The 20,307-nt window shown below is 39.6% G+C and carries 20 protein-coding genes and 2 tRNA genes; 16 read left to right on the top strand and 6 right to left on the bottom strand.

The features are described from left to right. The first annotated feature begins 23 nt into the window (after positions 1–23). The 10 genes from ileS to FH971_RS05395 all read left to right on the top strand — a co-directional run bounded on the left by ileS (position 24) and on the right by FH971_RS05395 (position 11,363). A complete protein-coding gene (gene ileS, locus FH971_RS05350; RefSeq protein ID WP_140233614.1) occupies positions 24–2,846 on the top strand; it encodes an isoleucine--tRNA ligase in 2,823 nt (940 codons plus the stop codon). 13 nt (positions 2,847–2,859) lie between these two features. Continuing rightward, positions 2,860–3,372, top strand: a complete 513-nt coding sequence (lspA, locus tag FH971_RS05355; protein ID WP_140233615.1) for a signal peptidase II — start codon at positions 2,860–2,862, stop codon at positions 3,370–3,372. 2 nt (positions 3,373–3,374) lie between these two features. Further along, positions 3,375–3,818, top strand: a complete 444-nt coding sequence (gene fkpB, locus FH971_RS05360; RefSeq protein WP_140233616.1) for an FKBP-type peptidyl-prolyl cis-trans isomerase — start codon at positions 3,375–3,377, stop codon at positions 3,816–3,818. 40 nt (positions 3,819–3,858) lie between these two features. Next, a complete protein-coding gene (gene ispH, locus FH971_RS05365) occupies positions 3,859–4,788 on the top strand; it encodes a 4-hydroxy-3-methylbut-2-enyl diphosphate reductase (protein ID WP_206194457.1) in 930 nt (309 codons plus the stop codon). Between the two features lie 275 nt (positions 4,789–5,063). Then, positions 5,064–5,618 carry a type IV pilus modification protein PilV gene (pilV, locus tag FH971_RS05370; protein ID WP_140233618.1) on the top strand — a complete coding sequence of 185 codons (555 nt, stop codon included), beginning with the start codon at positions 5,064–5,066 and terminating at the stop codon, positions 5,616–5,618. Continuing rightward, a complete protein-coding gene (locus FH971_RS05375) occupies positions 5,615–6,577 on the top strand; it encodes a PilW family protein (RefSeq protein WP_140233619.1) in 963 nt (320 codons plus the stop codon). Before pilV ends, FH971_RS05375 begins: the two co-directional genes overlap by 4 nt. Positions 6,578–6,661: 84 nt before the next feature. After that, positions 6,662–7,099 carry a pilus assembly PilX family protein gene (locus tag FH971_RS05380; RefSeq protein WP_240778447.1) on the top strand — a complete coding sequence of 146 codons (438 nt, stop codon included), beginning with the start codon at positions 6,662–6,664 and terminating at the stop codon, positions 7,097–7,099. A gap of 2 nt (positions 7,100–7,101) precedes the next feature. Continuing rightward, positions 7,102–10,650 carry a pilus assembly protein gene (locus FH971_RS05385; protein ID WP_140233620.1) on the top strand — a complete coding sequence of 1,183 codons (3,549 nt, stop codon included), beginning with the start codon at positions 7,102–7,104 and terminating at the stop codon, positions 10,648–10,650. 18 nt (positions 10,651–10,668) lie between these two features. Next, positions 10,669–11,061, top strand: a complete 393-nt coding sequence (locus tag FH971_RS05390) for a type IV pilin protein (RefSeq protein WP_140233621.1) — start codon at positions 10,669–10,671, stop codon at positions 11,059–11,061. Then, entirely contained in the window at positions 11,058–11,363 is a 306-nt protein-coding gene (locus FH971_RS05395; protein WP_140233622.1) for a TapY2 family type IVa secretion system protein, read from the top strand. Before FH971_RS05390 ends, FH971_RS05395 begins: the two co-directional genes overlap by 4 nt. A 47-nt stretch (positions 11,364–11,410) precedes the next feature. Here FH971_RS05395 and FH971_RS05400 read toward each other — a convergent pair whose 3' ends face one another. Both FH971_RS05400 and FH971_RS05405 read right to left on the bottom strand, forming a co-directional pair. Next, a complete protein-coding gene (locus tag FH971_RS05400) occupies positions 11,411–11,935 on the bottom strand; it encodes a GspH/FimT family pseudopilin (RefSeq protein WP_140233623.1) in 525 nt (174 codons plus the stop codon). A 130-nt stretch (positions 11,936–12,065) separates the two neighbouring features. Next, entirely contained in the window at positions 12,066–12,587 is a 522-nt protein-coding gene (locus FH971_RS05405; protein ID WP_140233624.1) for a GspH/FimT family pseudopilin, read from the bottom strand. A 225-nt stretch (positions 12,588–12,812) separates the two neighbouring features. Here FH971_RS05405 and FH971_RS05410 point away from each other — a divergent pair, with 225 nt between their 5' ends. From FH971_RS05410 to FH971_RS05420, 3 genes are all read left to right on the top strand, one after another. Then, positions 12,813–13,151 (top strand): P-II family nitrogen regulator, encoded by a 339-nt coding sequence (locus FH971_RS05410; RefSeq protein WP_137222209.1) that lies wholly within the window; start codon positions 12,813–12,815, stop codon positions 13,149–13,151. A gap of 91 nt (positions 13,152–13,242) precedes the next feature. After that, positions 13,243–14,529 carry an NAD(P)/FAD-dependent oxidoreductase gene (locus FH971_RS05415; protein WP_140233625.1) on the top strand — a complete coding sequence of 429 codons (1,287 nt, stop codon included), beginning with the start codon at positions 13,243–13,245 and terminating at the stop codon, positions 14,527–14,529. Between the two features lie 226 nt (positions 14,530–14,755). Continuing rightward, positions 14,756–15,457 (top strand): SapC family protein, encoded by a 702-nt coding sequence (locus FH971_RS05420; RefSeq protein ID WP_140233626.1) that lies wholly within the window; start codon positions 14,756–14,758, stop codon positions 15,455–15,457. Positions 15,458–15,585: 128 nt separating this feature from the next. Here FH971_RS05420 and FH971_RS05425 read toward each other — a convergent pair. The 4 genes from FH971_RS05425 to mutY all read right to left on the bottom strand — a co-directional run bounded on the left by FH971_RS05425 (position 15,586) and on the right by mutY (position 17,750). Continuing rightward, positions 15,586–15,661 (bottom strand) — tRNA-Thr (locus FH971_RS05425). A 7-nt stretch (positions 15,662–15,668) separates the two neighbouring features. Next, positions 15,669–15,744 (bottom strand) — tRNA-Phe (locus tag FH971_RS05430). A 628-nt stretch (positions 15,745–16,372) separates the two neighbouring features. Further along, complete coding sequence (locus FH971_RS05435) at positions 16,373–16,651, bottom strand: oxidative damage protection protein (RefSeq protein WP_140233627.1); 279 nt, start codon at positions 16,649–16,651, stop codon at positions 16,373–16,375. Between the two features lie 25 nt (positions 16,652–16,676). Then, complete coding sequence (gene mutY / locus FH971_RS05440) at positions 16,677–17,750, bottom strand: A/G-specific adenine glycosylase (RefSeq protein WP_140233628.1); 1,074 nt, start codon at positions 17,748–17,750, stop codon at positions 16,677–16,679. Between the two features lie 249 nt (positions 17,751–17,999). Here mutY and trmB point away from each other — a divergent pair, with 249 nt between their 5' ends. From trmB to glsB, 3 genes are read left to right on the top strand one after another with little or no spacing between them, the layout of a single operon-like run. Further along, positions 18,000–18,716 carry a tRNA (guanosine(46)-N7)-methyltransferase TrmB gene (gene trmB, locus FH971_RS05445; RefSeq protein WP_140233629.1) on the top strand — a complete coding sequence of 239 codons (717 nt, stop codon included), beginning with the start codon at positions 18,000–18,002 and terminating at the stop codon, positions 18,714–18,716. A gap of 35 nt (positions 18,717–18,751) precedes the next feature. After that, positions 18,752–19,078, top strand: coding sequence for a YggL family protein (locus FH971_RS05450; RefSeq protein WP_140233630.1), 327 nt, complete (start codon positions 18,752–18,754; stop codon positions 19,076–19,078). 6 nt (positions 19,079–19,084) lie between these two features. Then, positions 19,085–19,999 (top strand): glutaminase B, encoded by a 915-nt coding sequence (gene glsB, locus FH971_RS05455; RefSeq protein WP_137222196.1) that lies wholly within the window; start codon positions 19,085–19,087, stop codon positions 19,997–19,999. Positions 20,000–20,307 lie beyond the last annotated feature (308 nt).

Below are 20,307 nucleotides of genomic sequence, written 5' to 3' on the forward strand. Positions count from 1 at the left end.
CGTTAAATAACGGTATGGGATCAATGAGCGACTATAAATTTACTTTGAATTTACCGGAAACAGAGTTTCCGATGCGCGGTAATTTGGCCAATCGCGAGCCAGAAATGTTAAATCGTTGGACGCAAGATGGACTGTATCAACAGATCCGTGAAAGTCGTGCTGGACGTAAATCTTTTATTCTGCATGATGGCCCTCCATACGCCAATGGCAGTATTCATATTGGTCATTCCGTAAACAAAATTCTTAAAGACATTATTATAAAGTCAAAAACCATGTCTGGTTTTGACGCACCTTATATTCCTGGTTGGGATTGTCATGGATTACCGATTGAGCTGAAAGTTGAGCAAAAAGTCGGCAAGCCAGGTGTTAAGATTTCTGCTGCTGAATTTCGTGAAGAATGTCGCAAATATGCCGCTATCCAAGTTAACGGTCAACGCGAAGACTTTATTCGTTTAGGTGTATTAGGTGATTGGCAAAATCCGTATTTAACCATGGATTTTTCAACTGAAGCGAATATTGTTCGTTCACTCGCAAAAGTGATTGAAAGCGGTCATTTGCACAAAGGTGTTAAACCTGTGCATTGGTGTACCGACTGTGGTTCAGCATTAGCTGAAGCCGAAGTTGAATATGAAGATAAAACATCACCAGCAATCGATGTGGCTTTTTTTGCCGTTGATAGCTCAGCTGTTGCCGCTAAGTTTGGCGTTGAGAATTATACTAAACCGGTAGCGATGGCTATTTGGACTACCACGCCGTGGACCATGCCTGCTAACCGCGCATTATCACTGAGTCCTGAGTTAGATTATAGCTTGGTTGAATTTGTGAAAGAGGGTAAAACCACTACTTTGATTTTGGCTCAAGTACTGGTTGAGTCATGTCTTGAGCGTTATGGCGCGGAGTCACACACTATTTTAGGTGAAGTGAAAGGCGCTGAGCTTGAGTTAATGCGCTTTAATCATCCATTTTATGCTTTTGATGTGCCAGCTATTTTAGGTGACCATGTTACGACTGATGCGGGTACCGGTATTGTACATACTGCACCAGGTCACGGTCAGGACGATTTTATTGTCGGTCAAAAATACGGTTTAGAAGTCGCTAACCCTGTTGGCGATAACGGCGTGTTTAAAGCTGACACTGAATTTTTTGCCGGTCAGCATGTCTTTAAAGCCAACGCTAATGTGATTGCGCTGTTAGAAGAAAAGGGGGCACTACTTCAGCATGTAGCTATCCGCCATAGCTATCCGCATTGCTGGCGCCACAAAACACCAATTATCTTCCGTGCGACACCACAGTGGTTTATTTCAATGGATAACCATGGCTTGCGTACACAAGCACTGGAAGAGATAAAGAAAACCAAGTGGATCCCTGATTGGGGCCAAAGCCGTATTGAAAAGATGGTCGAAAACCGTCCTGATTGGTGTATTTCACGTCAGCGTACATGGGGCGTGCCTATTACTTTGTTTGTAAATCGCGAAACGGAAGAATTGCACCCAGACAGCATTTCATTAATGGAACGTGTAGCGCATCGCATTGAACAACAAGGCATTCAAGCTTGGTGGGATTTAGATGCCAGTGAATTGTTAGGTGATGAAGCAGATCAGTACCGTAAAGTCACAGACACATTAGACGTTTGGTTTGACTCAGGTTCATCATTCTCATCAGTTGTTGCTGCTCGTCCAGAGTTTCATGGACATGAAATTGATTTGTATTTAGAAGGTAGCGATCAGCATCGTGGTTGGTTTATGTCATCATTGATGATTTCAACCGCGATGAATGGTAAAGCACCTTACAAACAAGTCTTGACCCATGGTTTTACCGTTGATGGTAAAGGCCGCAAAATGTCAAAATCTGTTGGTAACGTTATTGCACCTTTACAAGTGATCAATAAACTCGGTGCCGATATTTTACGCTTATGGGTTGCTGCAACTGATTACAGCGGTGAAATGACCGTTTCTGATGAGATTTTAAATCGTAGTGCAGATGCGTATCGTCGTATCCGTAACACGGCCCGTTTCTTGTTGGCAAACTTGAATGGCTTTAACCCAGAAACCGATATGATTGCAACTGAAGACATGGTTGCGTTAGATCGTTGGGTGGTGCGTCGTGCTGCTGCATTACAACAAGAAATTATCGAAGCGTATGACCAATACAACTTTCATTTAGTCACTCAAAAACTGATGCAGTTCTGTTCTGTAGAGTTAGGCAGTTTCTATCTTGATATTATTAAAGATCGCCAATATACCGCTAAGCAGGAAGGTCATGCTCGTCGTAGCTGTCAATCTGCGCTTTATCTTATTGCTGAGGCTATGGTGCGCTGGATGGCGCCAATATTAAGCTTCACAGCCGATGAAGTATGGCAATTATTGCCAGGTAAGCGTGAAAAGTACGTCTTTACTCAAGAATGGTATCAAGGCTTAGAATCAATCACACTTGAAAGTGACTTGAGCGATGAATATTGGGAGAAACTGTTAACTGTCCGTAATGAAGTCAACAAAGTACTCGAACAAGCGCGTCGTGATAAACGTATTGGTGGTTCATTAGAAGCCGAAGTGACATTGTACGCTGATGCTGATTTAGCTGCCGAGTTAGCAAAAGTAGGTGATGAGTTACGTTTTATTCTTATAACCTCTAAAGCGGCTGTTGCGGATATATCTGAAGCTGGTGATGATGCCATTGAAACTGAGTTGAGTTCACTCAAATTAGTGGTTACCAAAAGTGCAGCAGAAAAATGTGAACGTTGCTGGCACTACCGCGAAGAAGTCGGCACTATCGAAGCTCACCCAACATTGTGTCAACGCTGTGTGACCAATATTGAAGGTGAAGGCGAACAACGCGAATTCGCTTAAGGAAGCATTGATAATGAGTACTGCGCCATTAACATGGAAAGACAGTGGCTTGCGTTGGTATTGGGTAGCTGCATTGGTGTTTTTAGCCGATCAGCTATCTAAACAATGGGTCCTGGCAAATTTTGAACTGTATGAATCGGTAAAGTTACTGCCATTTTTTAATTTCACCTACGTGAGAAATTATGGGGCAGCCTTTAGCTTTTTAGATGATGCAGGCGGTTGGCAGCGCTGGTTTTTTGCTGTCATTGCCATTGGTTTTAGTACGTTATTGACCATTTGGCTTCGTAAACAATCACATACCATGGTGCGCAGCAATCTAGCGTTTACCTTCGTTATTGGCGGGGCTCTAGGGAACTTAGTTGATCGTTTAATGCATGGCTTTGTGGTCGATTTTATCGACTTTTATTGGAATACCAGCCATTACCCTGCGTTTAATATTGCCGATGCAGGCATCTTTATTGGTGCGGTGTTGATCATTTGGGAATCATTTAAACCCGATGCAAAACCATCGAAGGAGCAAGAGTAACAGTGACAGATTTAACTCAACAAGACAGTCGTTCATTATTATGTCATATGAACATTGTACTGGAAGATGGTTCAACAGCAGACAGCACTAAAGCATCTGGAAAACCAGCTCGTTTGAATATTGGTGACGGTAGCCTAAGCCCAGCCTTTGAAGAGCAGCTTAACAATTTGAATGAAGGTGATAAGCACACATTTACCCTAGCGGCACAAGATGCTTTTGGTGAATCAAACCCTGATGCGATTCATTATATGGACAGAAGCCGTTTTCCTGCTGATATGAAGCTTGAAGAAGGCGTTATTGTGAGTTTTGCAGGCCCAGGTGGCAGCGAAATACCGGGTATTGTTCGCGATACTGCTGGCGATTCCATTACCGTCGACTTAAACCACCCACTAGCAGGTCGCGTGATTACGTTTGAACTTGAAGTGATCAGTGTCATAACTGAGTAAAAGGTATCACATGCTAAAAGTAGATCCGACGTCTCCTGAACTGAGTATTTTACTGGCTAACCCTCGCGGATTTTGCGCTGGAGTTGATCGTGCTATCAGTATTGTTGAGCGTGCTTTAGAGTTATTTGAACCGCCAATTTATGTACGTCATGAAGTAGTACATAATCGGTATGTGGTTGAAAATCTAAAACAGCGTGGTGCTCTTTTTATTGATGAACTTGATCAGGTACCAGACAACAGCATCGTTATCTTTAGCGCTCATGGTGTCTCACAAGCGGTAAGAAAAGAAGCTAAAGTGCGTGGTCTAAAAGTGTTTGATGCGACGTGTCCACTGGTGACAAAAGTGCATTTACAAGTGACTCGTGCAAGTCGTAAAGGTATCGAATGTATTTTGATTGGTCATGAAGGTCATCCAGAAGTGGAAGGCACCATGGGACAATATGATAACCCTAACGGTGGTGTTTATCTTATTGAATCACCTGAAGACGTAAATAATCTTCAGGTCAATAACCCAGATAACTTATGTTTTGTTACCCAAACCACGCTTTCTGTTGATGACACCTTAGATATCATTAGTGCACTACAACAACGTTTTCCTTCAATTGAAGGACCGCGTAAAGATGATATTTGCTACGCGACACAAAATCGTCAAGATGCCGTGAGAAGTATGTCTGCTGAAGTCGATTTATTGATTGTTGTCGGCTCTAAAAATAGTTCTAATTCAAATCGTTTACGTGAGTTAGCTGAAAAAACCGGTACTCAATCTTATTTAGTTGATACCGCCGCCGATGTTGAAGCTATATGGTTTAATAATGTAAAAAAAGTGGCAGTAACAGCAGGTGCGTCGGCTCCAGAAGTGTTAGTACAGCAAGTTGTTAATGCTATAGCGACGCTTGCACCAAGTGTGATTACTGAAATAGAAGGGCGTAAAGAAGATACTGTTTTTGCCGTACCTGCAGAATTACGCTAAGTAATTAAACTAAAAAGCGCTAAATTATAACCCGCAACCTATTTTAGGGCGCGGGTTTTTTGTACTGAAAGGTAAACCGAGTATTATACTAATCAATCAATGCATCAATAATTAATGGTCAGTATACAATATTGATACTATCTGATTACATTTAAGTCAGCTATGATAAGTTTTGCCTTGTAACCAATATAGAGTTTTTGAGTACTTTCGTCTTACAATACATATCTCAAAGGTAGAGATTATTTTATGTTTATTTTTCTGGAGGGTTGACGCTCATGTCACCAAAAAGGAATGGATTTTCCTTAATTGAAGTAATGGTATCACTGGTTATTCTGGTGATAGGCCTTATTGGTATTTTTAATCTTCATTTAGTTTCCAAAAAAGGCAGTTTTGAATCTTTTCAGCAAACTCAAGCATCATATTATGCTAATGATATTATTAATCGTATGCGCATAAATAGTGGTCAACTAGCGACTTATGCAGGCACCTATACTGGCACAACCATTACATCCGCTAAAGCTTGTGACGTTGCTGTTGGTGTGACGGTTATTTGCACCAATATTGAAACCAGGAACTGGGATTTATACCAGTGGGAACGAGCATTTTTAGGTGAAAACGAAAAATCTTCTGATAATAAAAATGTGGGAGGATTAGATTCACCAACCGCGTGTATTGATATTAATACTACAAATGTAACAGTTGTTATAACTTGGAAAGGTGTACGAGCTTCATCAGACGGAACTGCAGATAAAAGTGATTTTATTAAAGGGTGTGGTTCCAGTAGTGATAGGCGACGTACACTTGTTGTTAATACGGCGATAATAAGATGATGAGAATATTTAAAAGTCAACGAGGAATGTCGTTGGTAGAGCTAATGGTCGCTATGTTAATCAGCCTTTTTTTAACAGCAGGGCTTTTTACTATGTTTAACATGTCTTCCAGTAATGTGACAACCACAAGTCAATTTAATCAACTCCAAGAAAATGGTCGTATTGCTTTAGCTATAATGGAGAGAGACCTTAGTCAATTAGGTTTTTTGGGAGATTTTACTGGTACAAATTTTAATGATATCAATAGTACATTTTCTGCAACCGCTGTTACTGTCGATTGCGTTGGTGCTGGGTTGAATAACGCCAGCTTCCCAGATACGACTCAGACACCTAACTTTCGGCATTTATGGGGATATGAACAAGGCGTAAGTGCAGAAACCATGACTTGTATTACGCCGAATAGTAATACTGATGTAATTCAAATTAAACGTTTTATTGGGCCGCCTGTGACGGCATTAACTGCCACTCGCTATTATGCCGCGGCTTCGTCAGTTGAGGTTGTTTTTTTCAATGGCAGCGATGCAATTCCTGGGGTTATTAATAGCCGATTATGGGAATATCAACATCATGTATATTTTATCCGCGATGATGGTGATATACCTGTATTAAGGCGTCGTACTCTTTCGATAAATAATGGTATGAATAACGAAGAACAACTCGTTGAGGGCATAGAAAATATGCGTATTTTATATGGTTTTGACAGTAACGGCGATGGAACTGCAAATAGCTATATGCCAGTAGAAAATGTGACCACATTAATGTGGGATAATGCACTGTCTCAGCGTTTAGTTTCTTTAAGGTTATTCTTGCTAGTTCGTTCAAATGAAGAAGATGGTAGTTATAAAAATGATACGACTTATACGCTAGGGGATAAGACTATCGGTCCATTAAATGATAATTATCGACGTAAAGTCGTTTCAACCACCATCATGTTAGACAATCAAATATTAATTAATTAATTTATAGGTAGCGTAGGTTATCTGTTAAAAAGTTATTTGTTGTACTTGTATTAAATGCATGATTAAGTTTGCTCTGAAGGTGAGATGATGATCAAATCAACAAAAAATCAGCAAGGCATAGTATTATTTTTTTCATTAATAGTATTAGTGTTAATGACATTGATTGGTGTGGCTTTAGCCGTCAATTCTACACAGTCATTAAGAATGGCTGGTGCTGGTTCTGAGCGCCTAGAGGCTATGGCATTAGCTCAAGGTGAACAAGATAAAACCATTTTGACTTATACTAATAATAGGCTAACGGATATGACGGTCGCTTTTACCACGGTAGATAATGATTTAGGTGTTTCAAATACGTTAACGCCATTAACCATTGTTGATGTTAAATGTCGAAGTCCTAAAGCTAATTCAGACATCTATTGCCGTCGAGTTGAAATATCCAGCTCTGCAACATTTGGACGGAGTGATATGGGCCTCGTCACCGTTGTATCAGGAATAGAACAAGAAGTATTAACAGGGAGTTAGTCATGTTTTTAAAACAATTACTGTCAGTATTATTATTTGCAATCTTGGCTCATTCATCGATTAGCTTCGCAGATGACACAGAATTATATGTATTTGAGTCGACAGCTCGATCTGGCTCTAAGCCCCAGGTGTTAATTATTTTCGATACATCGGGCAGTATGAGTACTAGTTTTAGTACTGATGATCCTTATGAAAGAGGGGAGGAAAATACCAATAATGGTACTTTACTAGGTAATACAAAGCTTTATTTTACCCGTAGTAGTAGCAATATCCCTGAGGCAAGCAGTAACCAATACTTCTTACACAGTGTAAACGGTTGTGATGTCGGCGAGAAATATCTCGAAGATTACGGTATGTTTACTGGTTACCTACGTGAACATAAATATATTGGTGAAAATGGTGTGTGGTCTGAATTGCCGTTAACTGACGGTAGTTCAATCCAACAAGTTGATTGTTATGAAGATATTGCGGATCGCAATTATTACAATAATGGCACAAACTTTTATGGTTTTCCTGTTGATGGTTTAGGCTCTAGCGCTAGTCCTGTTCGTTATACTACTGCAAATAGCTCATCAACAACGGCTGAAATTGATGCTGCTATTGAAAAGGCCAAGTTAACTAATTTAGGTATTGGCCAACCCATAACCTTGTACACAGAAAAATATATTAATTGGTATTACAGCACGAAATCTCAACATCGTTATTCTCGTATGGCAATTGCTAAACGAGTTATTGAAGATACTATTGTCACCACTCCGAGTGTTGATTTTGGCTTGAGTATATTTAACTATAATTATAGATGTTGTGATGGTGGGCGTATAGTATACGGTATAACTACAAATAATGAGACTAACAGAACTAATTTACTCAATACCATTGGTGACTTTAATGCTGATGGTAATACACCTTTGTGTGAAAACTTATATGAAGCCTATCGTTACTTTGCTGGTTTAGGGGTGTATTTTGGTGATGATGATCCAAGTAGGACTCCAAGTCGAGATCAGTCTGTTGAGCACAATGGATCATACATATCACCTTTTGTCGATAAACAATGCCAAGATAAAGCCTACGTTATTTATGTTACAGATGGAGAGCCAACCCAAGATACGGCTGCCGATAATGCAATCTTAAATCTTTCTGGTGTGACAACATCTGATCGACACTCAAGTAGCTATTTACCTGCCCTTGCTGGTTGGTTAAACAAAAATGACGTAAATACCAACCTTGATGGTATCCAAACCGTATCAACCTACACTATTGGTTTTAGTGAAGGAGCTGATGATGCTAAAGACATCCTTACAGAAACAGCCACTCGTGGTGGGGGAGAGTATTATTCAGCCAAAAATGCACAAAAATTACAAGAAGCGTTACAAGATATTTTTTCTAATATCCTAGAAGTTAACTCAAGCTTTACGTCTCCATCTATTGCCAGTAATAACTTTGATAGAACACAAACATTAAACTCTGTTTACTATGCAATGTTTTTACCTAATGAAGGCCCTCGCTGGGTCGGAAACCTTAAAAAGTTTACTGTTACAGGTTCTGGTGATGTTGTAGATAAAAATGGTGATAATGCAATAGGTGATGATGGAAATTTAAAATCATCTGCATGTTCATATTGGACAGATGATTCAGTCTGTAGTGCAACTAGTGGCGGCGGGGACGGTAATAATGTTGAAATCGGTGGTACGTTAACCAAGCTTCAAAATACTTCTAATAGGACGCTATACGGCAACTTTGGTAGTGATGGTTCCTTAAAAGCATTTACTAAATCAAATGCTGCAAGTAGTCCAGGTATTAGTAGTGAAGCATCATTAGCAACCTTTATGGGGGTTGATAAAACCGAATTAACTAAATTATTTGATTGGGCCATCGGTATCGATGTTGACGACGAAGATGAAGATAATTCAACATCTGATACACGTTTAGATATTATGGGTGATCCACTGCATTCAAAACCATTAGCGATAAACTATGGTACAGAAGGCTCACCAGATGTGCGCATATTGCTTGGCACGAATGCTGGTTTTTTGCATATGTTTAAAGATAAAGGGGATAGCGTTGAAGAATCTTGGGCATTTATGCCACAAGAGTTATTGCCTAATTTACGTGAGCTAAGAGCTAACGTGCCAACTGGTGTTCACTCAGTTTATGGTATGGACAGCCCTCCGGTTGCTTATGTTAAACGTAATACATCAGGGGCTATTGAAAAAGCTTGGTTATTCGTTGGTATGCGACGTGGTGGTAAGTCCTATTATGCCCTCAATATCACTAACCCAGATTTACCATCATTTATGTGGAAGGTCGATCCTAGTTCATCTGGAATGAGTGAAATGGGGCAGTCTTGGGCTGAGCCTGTAGTTACGTTAATTCCAGGTGTACCTTCAGGCAATATGTCGGCGGCGAGTGCGACTCCAGTCGTCATTCTTGGAGGGGGCTATAATCCTTCCACTAAAGATGGTTCTGGTATTGGTACCGATGACACTACTGGTCGAAGTGTTTATGTGTTAAATGCTGAAACAGGCGCTTTAGTACATCAATTTGGAACATCCACTGGAACCAACAAAACCACACTACCTAGTATTGTTGATAGTATCCCTAATAGTGTTGCAATTTTAGACGGTAATAACGATGGTCTAACTGACAGAATATATGCTACTGATACCGGTGCTAATATTTGGCGTATGGATATGCCTAGTGCTTCGTCTAATGATTCAACTAATCCTTGGACAGCATTTAAATTTGCTAGTTTAGGGGGAGCGACGCAAGCAACAGACAGACGTTTTTTTGCTGAACCAGCCGTTGCGCAAACCGTGTTTACTAATATTTCCGAGGTTTCTGTCACGGTGTCAGAAACAACAACTACAAGTGTCACTTATCAGAACGTTCCTTATGATGCGGTAACTGTTGGAAGTGGTAATCGTCCGCATCCATTAGATACAACGCGTTCAGATAAATTTTTTGTGCTACAAGACCGTAATGTTATTAGTAAGTCATTCACTGGGGCTACGGGTAAGGAGGTACCAGCAACATTAGAGTTATCAAATCTTTATAATGTATCATCTACTCCTCCGGTTACTGAAGAGCAGAATATTGAATTTGGTAAACAACGGGGTTGGTTTTATAACTTTTCCGCATCAGGAGAGAAAAGTGTATCGGCTTCAACCATTATTGAAGGGCGAGTTTATTTTACCTCTTATGTTCCAGGTGACAATACTTCGACTAATCAATGTTTAGTATCTGGTCAAGGCCGCTTATATGGATTTGATTTACATAAAGGTACCCGCTCTTACACACAAGAGTATTTAGAAATGGGGTCTAGAGTCCCTGATACGCCTCAATTAGTTATTCCCCCTAATGATGAACCTAGTGATCCTGATGATTCCACAAACCAAAATGATGAGAGTTACATGTACTTAATAGGCATTGGTTCAGCTGGTGATAAAATGGAAAAAGTTGATGGTGATGATGATGGCTGTGCGGAAGGTGACAATAAGTGCATTCGTGCAGGACTTGGTGTTAACAGGATTTACTATCATATAGATGAGTAAAAGTGAGTATAACTCGTAATGAAAAATCAGAAAGGATTCACCTTAATTGAAGTGATGATCACCGTTGTGATAGTTGGCATTTTAGCTTCAATTGCATACCCTAGTTATATTCAATTTGTTGCTAAAGGAGCACGTGGTGATGGTTTAGCAGGGGTTATGCGTGTTGCAAATTTGCAAGAGCAATATTATTTGGATCATCGAAGCTTTACTGCTGATATGACAAAGCTTGGTTTGACGGCGGATCCTTGGATTGTTGAGAATACTTATTATAAGGTAGACACAACGTTGAGCGGGGATGATTATACCGTGACCTCGACAGCTATCGGTGTCCAAGCTACTCGCGATGCAACTTGTGCAACGATATCATTAACCTCAACGGGTACTAAATCACCTTCGGAGTGTTGGAAATGAGAATAGCGACAATTTTAATAGCGATGTTATCTGTTTGGGTTAGTTTTGTTGTATTGGCAAAAGAAGATAGAGAGCCAATTGCTTATAAATGTCACATAGAAACACCTAACGGGGCAAATATTGCTTTGTTTGTATGGGATCCTAAGTTGCTCATTAAAGAGCAAAGTGCTTTATTGGCAGATTATGTACCTACTATATCTAATGAACGTCTGTTGGTTAAACGTGTTATTGAATGCATTGCAGAAGATAAACAGTTTAAAGATATTTTTATACGTGAGATGGATGAGCAAAGAACTTATTAATGCTACCCATTTATCGACGAAAAAAGGCTTACTAATGTGAGCCTTTTTTAATTGCAATTTATCGCAGTGGTAACGTTAGATATTCTACCAGAAGCACTTATGCTTATGGCCTCAGATGAACTGCTATCGGTGTCGCCAGGGCAATATCTAAACGTGCCACTATTGCCATTAATAACCATACCATCGGGGGTGAAACTGTATATTGCCAAGTCCGATTTGATGAAGTCGTTACTATTAAATGCATCCACTTTACGTAAAATTATATCAGCAATTCCATCGGTAGTATCCATTGTTCCAAGTGTACCATTATCGATAAAGACACTAAATCCCTGTGTCCAATCTGTTCCACAAGATGTAGTACTTAGAGGACAGACCGATACTCTACCACCGTAACTTACGGCTTGGCTCCTAGCAAATATAAATGATGATTCGATGGTGCTAATTGTACTTTTTGCTCTCATTCCCTCATAAAGAGAATTCATAGATGGTGCCGCAACAGCAATGAGTATCCCTGCTACTACAACTGTTACCATCATCTCTACTAAGGTAAAACCCAATTGTATTTTTTTCATGCGCAAATCCTCTGCTATATAAAGCAGAGTAGCACTAAGCGCAGCATAAATTACAGTGTTTTATTAGCCATTTCTTAATAGGTCTTCTGACTTACTCTATTTCAGATACAGTGATTTTATTCGTGTCTAATTAAAGCTTACATTTTATATTTTTCTTTTTTGACATTCTTGCTCGCCCTGCTTGATTAACAATAACGGCTTTTGAATATTTGCTATCCACTTTTCCAGGACAATAAGTTAATGTTCCATTAGTACCGGATGCTAACCCGTCAGGTTGAAACCTAATCGCGGGCCGATTGTAATCAATGTGGTCATCTTCATGAAAAGAATCTGTCTGTTGAAGCAAATGATCATTACCATCTAATTGATTTTTCTGTCCATGGTCAATAAATACACTTAATCCAATACTCCAGTCTGATGAACACAAATTGTTGGCTAATGGGCAAACGGTCACCCTTGAGCCGTAACTTATTGCCATATTTCTACCCAAAAGGATGGTTTGTTGGATAACTTGAATATTGCTATTGGCTCTGATTTGTTCGTTAAAGTCCTTAAACGACGGTATAGCGATAAGAGAAAGCAATGCGGCAATCATTGTGGTGATAATGACTTCGATAAGATTGAAGCCTTTGATATGAGTATAATGAGGCATACATGTTCATCCTTAAACGTGGTGGGCTGCGTCCTGCAGTAACATTAAAGATAGTACAAAAAAACACCAAAAGCTTAGTTGAGAAATATCTTTTCATAAATAAGTAAAATAGCAGCGACAATTGTCTTCGCTTTCAAGTAAGATATTTGTACAAAATTTGATAGCAATAAACGTCAACGCCGACATATGTTTAACCAACAATTTAGCCGATGACAGGAGTATATAATGAAAAAAGTCGAAGCCATTATTAAACCGTTTAAACTTGATGATGTGCGTGAATCACTTGCTGAAATTGGTATTACGGGTATGACTGTATCTGAAGTAAAAGGTTTTGGACGTCAAAAAGGCCATACTGAACTGTACCGTGGTGCTGAATACATGGTTGATTTTTTACCTAAGGTAAAAATTGAGTTGGTTATTCAAGATGAACTTCTTGAACGTGCGATAGATGTGATAGTGGACATTGCCAGAACAGGAAAGATAGGTGACGGTAAGATTTTTGTTACCAATATTGAACGTGTCATTCGTATTCGTACCGGCGAAGAAAACGAAGAAGCAGTATAAGATTCATAAGGGCCCATAAGGGCCTTTTTTTATATTTGTACGTTCTGTTTTATTGACTTAGTTGTGGATGTTAGTTTACTTCGAGGAATATATGGTGCAACGAATTGTTATCGTGGGTGGTGGGGCAGCTGGGTTAGCGTTGGCTTCTAAATTGGGACGAAAGTTTGGTAAAAATCCATTAATCGATATTAGTTTGATTGATAAGAATACCGTTCACATTTGGAAACCTAAATTGCATGAGGTTGCCGTTGGTGTAATTGACCAATCAATTGAAGGTTTGCAATATCGAGACCACGGATTAAAGAATGGTTATCGCTATATTCGCGGTGCAATTGAACAGTGCGATCCGAGTACTAAACAAATTCAACTTGCTCCAGTGTATAACGATGAAGGTGAGATGATCATTGCTGCGCGTAATATTGAATACGATACTTTGGTTCTCGCATTAGGAGGAGTATCAAATAGCTTTAATACACCCGGTGCAGAAAAACATTGTATTTTCTTAGACAGCCTAGACAGTGCCAATCTTTTTCATCATAAGCTTATGGATGCTCTGTTACAGCTTAATGAAACTCAAGACCAGTTAAGTATCGGTATTGTCGGTGCTGGTGCAACAGGCGTAGAGCTTTCCGCTGAGCTCCATCACGTTATTGAGTCAGTGAGAGAGTATGGCTATCAAAATATTTCTAAAGATCATTTAGACATAAACTTGATTGAAGCATCAACCAAAATCTTGCCACAATTACCCGATCAAGTTAGCTCCAGAGCGCAAACTGTATTGTCAAAGTTAGGCGTAAAATTACATTTGGGTGTGCAGGTTAAAGAAGTGACCAAAGAAGGCTTTGTTACTGCCACGGGTGACACGATTAAAGCCAACATCAAAGTCTGGGCAGCAGGTGTTAAAGGTCCAAAAGTCTTTGAGAGCTTCACTCAACTTCCGATTACGCCACGTAATCAAATCGATGTTGATGAATGTATGCATGTTAAAGGTATAAATGATATTTATGCCTTAGGTGACTGTGCACAATTAATATTACCCTCAGGGAAACCAGTACCGCCACGAGCTCAAGCAGCAGCTCAAATGGCCGATCGCCTTTATGCGAATATCTGTTTAAAAATGAAGCAACAATCTGAAAAGCCTTTTGTTTATAAAGACTATGGTTCATTAGTATCATTGAGTCGTTTTTCTGCCGTTGGTAATCTAATGGGTAACCTCCGCTCGGGAGATTTTTTTGTTGAAGGGCATGTTGCTCGTTTGATGTATATTTCGCTCTATCAGCGTCATTTAGCCAGTTTATATGGCTGGTTTTCCGCCTCTGTATATCGTATTGCGCAAAAATTACTACGCTGGCAACGTCCTAAGCTTAAATTACATTAAATTATAAATTTTTTTAGCTCGTTAATTAATAATCCGTACCGTTAATATAAAGTCCTTTTTGAGCAAGAAATCGCCATTTGGGGCTAATTGATGCAATTTAACTTAAATGTACTTGAATTTAAGATTTAACTTGGTAGTTTCAGTTATTAATTATTTGTTAACGTAGCGTATGACAATGATGTTGTACTTATATAATAGAAGATAATCAGTGCTTCAAGGAGCCAAGATGCCTAACCAAATTACATTATTAGAACAAACCAAACATGGTGATTTAAAACTGATCCCAAGTGATTACTCACACATAGCAGAACAACACATTGTGCCAGTAACATTACATGAAATTAATCGTGCTGCTACTGAGTATCCTATCGTATTTGTAAAAAACAGTGACACTAATGAGTTCCAATCAGTGGCTATGTTAGGCTTAAAGCCAGGTCAGAATTTAAGTGTAAAAGACGGTAAATGGCTAGGTTTGTATATTCCTGCAGTTGTCCGTGATTATCCTCTTGGTTTAATCGTTAACCCCGATGTTAAAGACAAAGTATGGATTGGTATTCGTGAGAATGCTAAAGAAGTGACTAAAACAGAAGGGCAGGCAATGTTTGAAGATGGTAAAGAAACGCCATTTTTAGAAGCGCGTAAGAAAGCCTTAATTAGTCACTATGAACAAGATCAAGCTACACGTGGCATTTTAGGGTATTTAGCTGAAAAAGGATTATTAATAAATCAAATATTAACTGTCGATGTGGCGGGTGAGAAGCGCAATATTAATGGCTTATATCTAATAGATGAAGCTAAATTAAATGAGCTAAGCGATGAAGAATTCATTGAACTTAAAAAGCGTGGTTTACTCGGCCCTATTTATGGTCATTTAGGATCGTTAAACCAAGTTAATCGATTAGCACGTATCGAAGTTCTTGGTAGATAACCACCAAATTTTAAATAAAACGGGCACTCATGGAGTGCCCGTTTTATTTTTAGCTTATTAAATTAAATATGAGTCTAATAAATTTTGGATACAAAAAAACCACTCATTGAGTGGCTTTTTTGTTTTTATGGTGCCGGCACCAAGAGTCGAACTCGGGACCTACTGATTACAAGTCAGTTGCTCTACCAACTGAGCTATGCCGGCTAAATTATGGTGCCCGAACCCGGAATCGAACCAGGGACACGAGGATTTTCAATCCTCTGCTCTACCGACTGAGCTATTCGGGCAACTAACTAAGCGTTAGTTATCTACTTCAGACTAGGTATTAACTTGGTAATCAATGCCTGTCTCGTCTGGAGTGCGCACATAATATAGTGATGGTTTTTATCGTGCAAGTGGTTTTTCAAATGTTTTTACTCATTCGCTTAGTTAATGCACAAATAGGTACTTTTTTATCGGTTTATGGTGTTTTTAACACCAAAAGCAACTTTTAGTCACTAATTGTAATTTAGTGAAATCATCGGAGTTAGGTAACCGATTGAATAAAATAGCAGAATAGTCACTAGGTAGTTGATAATATTGTTTGTTTTTTGCTCGTAGCATCAGTGGCTTTCATTATTGCTTGTGGTCTAGAAGTTCTATTTTTGATAATCAGTTAGAGTTGTTGTGCTGATTAATGGTGAGGGTAAAGGATTATGCAGAAATTAGCGTACAAAAATGACTGGTAAACCACGTTAGCCTTAAAATATTTACTGTCTAAATTGATTTTGGTTTGGCTTTTGTTAACGTTTAATTCAAATAAGTAAAGATGGGTGTTAAGTCATTATAACAATGAACGAACAAACCCTAGATAACACCAAGCCGCTTAGTTAAGCGGCTTGGTTTATAAGTTTAGTCATTAATTATATCAATGCATTATTCATCTTCAGCTGGGGGTACATAGCCTTCGATTTCAACATCTTTACCTTCAAATAAAAAGTGAGTCATTTGCTCTTCAAGAAACTTGCGATCATCAACATTCATCATATTGAGTTTTTTTTCATTAATGAGCATGGTTTGTTTCTTTTGCCATAAGCCCCAAGCTTCTTTACTAATATTATCAAAAATACGCTTACCCAATTCTCCTGGGTATAGCTGAAAATCTAAGCCGTCAGCTGATTTGTTAAGATGTAGACACTGAACTGTGCGAGCCATGATGATTCCTTACTAACGTTAATAACTAATGTGTGACGAAAAGTACGGCTAAATTAGCCAAAATACGTTCTGTGGCGGCTGCCAACCCGACTTTCGCTGGTTGTTCTATGTTATACCAGAGAGCTGAGGTTTGTTCCATGATGCCGCTAGCGAGATCTGGAGATAGTTCAACTAACACAGGTTTAATATCAAGATGAAAGTGACTAAATGTATGTCTAAACCCTGCAAGCCCTTGCTCAGACTCTGTTAAATTATGCAGTGTTAAATAATCATCTAATTCTACTTGTTGTTCAAATTGAGGAAAACACCATAATCCTCCCCATATACCTGCTGGTGGACGTTGAATAAGTTGAACTTTTACTGACTCTTCGCTGTTATCGACTAAAACTAACATAAAAGCCGATTTTTCTGGCGTGACTTTTTTAGGTTTTTTGCCGGGATACAGGCTTTGATTCCCTGTTCTCTGAGCCTCGCAATCAATCGCTACAGGGCAATCTGAACAGTTGGGTTTACTGCGGGTGCAAACACTTGAGCCAATATCCATCATCGCTTGGTTAAACTTTTCAATGTTTTTGCTTGGTGTTAACGAATCGGTTAATTGCCACAATTGTTGTTCAACGTTTTTTTGTCCTGGCCAACCTTCAATAGCACCATGTCGGGCTAATACTCGTTTAACATTACCGTCTAAAATAGGGTGGTGTTGCCCCAGTGATAACGATAATACTGCGCCAGCAGTAGATTTACCTATTCCAGATAATGCGACGACATCATCAAAATGAGTAGGAAACTCGCCGTTAAAGGTATCGCGAATATGTTGGGCTGCTTTGTGTAAGTTGCGTGCTCTGGCGTAATAACCTAAGCCTGTCCACAAATGCAGCACCTCATCTTGATGAGCATTAGCAAGATCGACAACGCTAGGGAAACGAGCCATAAATTTTTCATAGTATGGAATAACCGTCGCAACTTGAGTTTGTTGGAGCATGATCTCCGATACCCAAACACGATATGGTGTTTTATTGATCTGCCAAGGCAGGGATTTACGACCATGTAGGTCATACCAAGCGATAATGCGCTCAGAAAATGGAGTCATATTTTTCATGGTCGCAGTGTATCCATAGCCATTTTATTACACAAGTAACCGCACTACTTTAAATTTATGTTTTGGCTAAATTAGCGTAAACATGTGCAATGAGTTTAGGTATAATGCGCCACTGAACTTTAATAAATGATCTATTACAGATAGCAATTGCGTATTGTGCTGATAAAGCTAGGTATCCTAGCGCTTAAATACATAAATATTTAGATTTAGTACCACAGCACAAGCAAATACGCAGACAATGAGGCAATAATGAGCGACGTTACCACAGCTGAATTTAACGAAGACGGTAAGTACATTCGTAAAATCAGAAGTTTTGTTCTACGCGAAGGTCGATTAACTAAAGGCCAATCTCAGGCTATTGAAGCTTATTGGCCAACAATGGGCCTTGATTACACTCCACAACCGTTGGATTTAGTCCAAGTGTTTGGTCGCGATGCTGATACCGTTTTGGAAATTGGTTTTGGTATGGGCGCATCATTAGTACAAATGGCCCAAGCAGCACCAGAGCAAAACTTTATTGGCATCGAAGTTCATAAGCCTGGTATTGGTTCGTGTCTTGCGGATGCTGGTGAAGCTAACGTTACTAATCTACGAATATATCATCATGATGCAATGGAAGTATTAGAACACAGTATTGCTGATGGCTCTCTTGCGCGAGTGCAATTATTTTTCCCTGATCCATGGCACAAAAAACGTCATCATAAACGCCGGATTGTACAAGCTGAGTTTGTACAGCTCATCCGTCGTAAGCTTAAGATCGGTGGCGTGTTTCACATGGCGACTGATTGGGAAAATTACAGTGAGCATATGTTAGACATAATGAATGCTGCAGAAGGTTATAAAAATCAATCTACAACTGGTACAGTTGTCGAACGTCCAGAGCATCGTCCGCTAACAAAGTTTGAAGCTAGAGGCCACCGACTCGGTCATGGCGTATGGGATATCATGTTTGAGCGTATCGCTTAATCACAACTACACTTTCAACAATTGGAGAATACACCATGGCGCAAAAACGCAGCCGTCGTTTACGTAAAAAATTACGAGTAGATGAGTTTCAAGAACTCGGTTTTGAAATAAACTGGACTTTTGATGAGTCTGTTTCTGAGCAAGATATTGATAATTTGGTTGATCAGTTCCTTATTGAAGTCATCGAACCTCGTGACTTAGGTTTCCACGGTGGTGGACATAAGCAATGGGAAGGCATTATTGCGACCCAAACTATTGGTAAATGTACTGAAGAAGATACAGCTGCAGTTAATGCATTCTGGAAAGACAAGCCAGTATCCGACCTAGAAGTCAGCGAGTTGTTCGATATTTGGTGGGGTTAAGCCAAATTGCCTGAGCAATTATTACTTCAACAAGCGGTCGATAAAGTAAGATCGTTATTGGGTAAAGGCAAGGTTGCAGGATATATTCCTGCTCTTGCCTGTGTTGACCCCAATAAAATTGGCATTGCAGTTACCACCATCGACGGAAACACAATTGGTGCTGGCGATTACCTAGAACCCTTTTCTATTCAAAGTATCTCTAAAGTTTTTAGCCTGACTCAGGCACTTAATTTATATACAGAAGATGAAATTTGGAGTCGTGTGGGTAAAGAACCCTCAGGGCATTCATTTAACTCGCTTGTACAGGTTGAATTAGAACGTGGTAAACCTCGTAACCCTTTTATTAATGCTGGCGCGCTGGTCATTGCCGACTTGTTGCAAGCCCGTTTAGGGGCTCCTAAGCATCGTATGCTTGAGGTGGTACGTCAATTGAGCCAGAACGCGACATTATCCTACGATAAAGTGGTGGCTGATTCTGAGTTCCAGTTCAGCGCACGCAATGCATCTATTGCCTATTTAATGAAGTCATTTGGTAATTTTGACGGCGACGTTAATACCGTGCTTAAAAGTTACTTTCATTATTGTGCCTTAAGAATGAATTGCGCTGATTTGTCCCGTGCGATGTTCTATTTGGCCAATAGGGGTAAAACGCTGGATGGCGACAGCTTAGTTTCTCCGGTACAAACTAGGCAACTCAATGCATTACTAGCGACATCCGGTTTATATGATGGCGCCGGCGAGTTTGCATATCGAGTCGGTATGCCGGGTAAAAGTGGTGTTGGAGGCGGTATTATTGCCGTTATCCCTGGCGATATGTCTATTTGCGTCTGGTCTCCTGAACTCGATATTAATGGTAATTCATTGGCGGGCACAGCAATGCTAGAACACTTAAGCCAACAGTTAGGCCGTTCAATTTTTTAGTTTATATAAGGCTTGCTAATCTTTCGCGATTTAGCTTGTTCGATAGCATAAAAGATACTTTTTGTGTATTAATCTCGTAGCGCAAGATGTGATGGGTCTTCATTCTATGACCATGCTTGTAGTCATGCCCTTATTAATATAATTAGCAGCCATTGGACTGGCCCCTTCGAGCCAATGGTTGTTTTTTACTGGGTTTTTGGTTACTTATTTAGAACAACTACACGCCGTAAACTCCAACTTGTCTAACAAAAATACAAACAGCAGCAAGATTCACCTTGAAGCTCAATTTGTCTAGATAGATTAATTAT

It is taken from the genome of Shewanella polaris (assembly GCF_006385555.1).
Lineage (GTDB): Bacteria > Pseudomonadota > Gammaproteobacteria > Enterobacterales > Shewanellaceae > Shewanella > Shewanella polaris.

Excerpts from the sequence above, each read along its gene's own strand:
- FH971_RS05410 (WP_137222209.1), top strand. The coding sequence starts at position 12,813 with ATGAAAAAAGTCGAAGCCATTATTAAACCGTTTAAACTTGATGATGTG.
- ileS (WP_140233614.1), top strand. The coding sequence starts at position 24 with ATGAGCGACTATAAATTTACTTTGAATTTACCGGAAACAGAGTTTCCG.
- FH971_RS05395 (WP_140233622.1), top strand. The coding sequence starts at position 11,058 with ATGAGAATAGCGACAATTTTAATAGCGATGTTATCTGTTTGGGTTAGT.
- pilV (WP_140233618.1), top strand. The coding sequence starts at position 5,064 with ATGTCACCAAAAAGGAATGGATTTTCCTTAATTGAAGTAATGGTATCA.
- mutY (WP_140233628.1), bottom strand. The coding sequence starts at position 17,750 with ATGAAAAATATGACTCCATTTTCTGAGCGCATTATCGCTTGGTATGAC.
- FH971_RS05390 (WP_140233621.1), top strand. The coding sequence starts at position 10,669 with ATGAAAAATCAGAAAGGATTCACCTTAATTGAAGTGATGATCACCGTT.
- FH971_RS05385 (WP_140233620.1), top strand. The coding sequence starts at position 7,102 with ATGTTTTTAAAACAATTACTGTCAGTATTATTATTTGCAATCTTGGCT.
- FH971_RS05435 (WP_140233627.1), bottom strand. The coding sequence starts at position 16,651 with ATGGCTCGCACAGTTCAGTGTCTACATCTTAACAAATCAGCTGACGGC.
- FH971_RS05375 (WP_140233619.1), top strand. The coding sequence starts at position 5,615 with ATGATGAGAATATTTAAAAGTCAACGAGGAATGTCGTTGGTAGAGCTA.
- FH971_RS05400 (WP_140233623.1), bottom strand. The coding sequence starts at position 11,935 with ATGAAAAAAATACAATTGGGTTTTACCTTAGTAGAGATGATGGTAACA.
- FH971_RS05450 (WP_140233630.1), top strand. The coding sequence starts at position 18,752 with ATGGCGCAAAAACGCAGCCGTCGTTTACGTAAAAAATTACGAGTAGAT.
- FH971_RS05380 (WP_240778447.1), top strand. The coding sequence starts at position 6,662 with ATGATGATCAAATCAACAAAAAATCAGCAAGGCATAGTATTATTTTTT.
- lspA (WP_140233615.1), top strand. The coding sequence starts at position 2,860 with ATGAGTACTGCGCCATTAACATGGAAAGACAGTGGCTTGCGTTGGTAT.
- FH971_RS05405 (WP_140233624.1), bottom strand. The coding sequence starts at position 12,587 with ATGCCTCATTATACTCATATCAAAGGCTTCAATCTTATCGAAGTCATT.
- trmB (WP_140233629.1), top strand. The coding sequence starts at position 18,000 with ATGAGCGACGTTACCACAGCTGAATTTAACGAAGACGGTAAGTACATT.
- FH971_RS05420 (WP_140233626.1), top strand. The coding sequence starts at position 14,756 with ATGCCTAACCAAATTACATTATTAGAACAAACCAAACATGGTGATTTA.
- FH971_RS05415 (WP_140233625.1), top strand. The coding sequence starts at position 13,243 with ATGGTGCAACGAATTGTTATCGTGGGTGGTGGGGCAGCTGGGTTAGCG.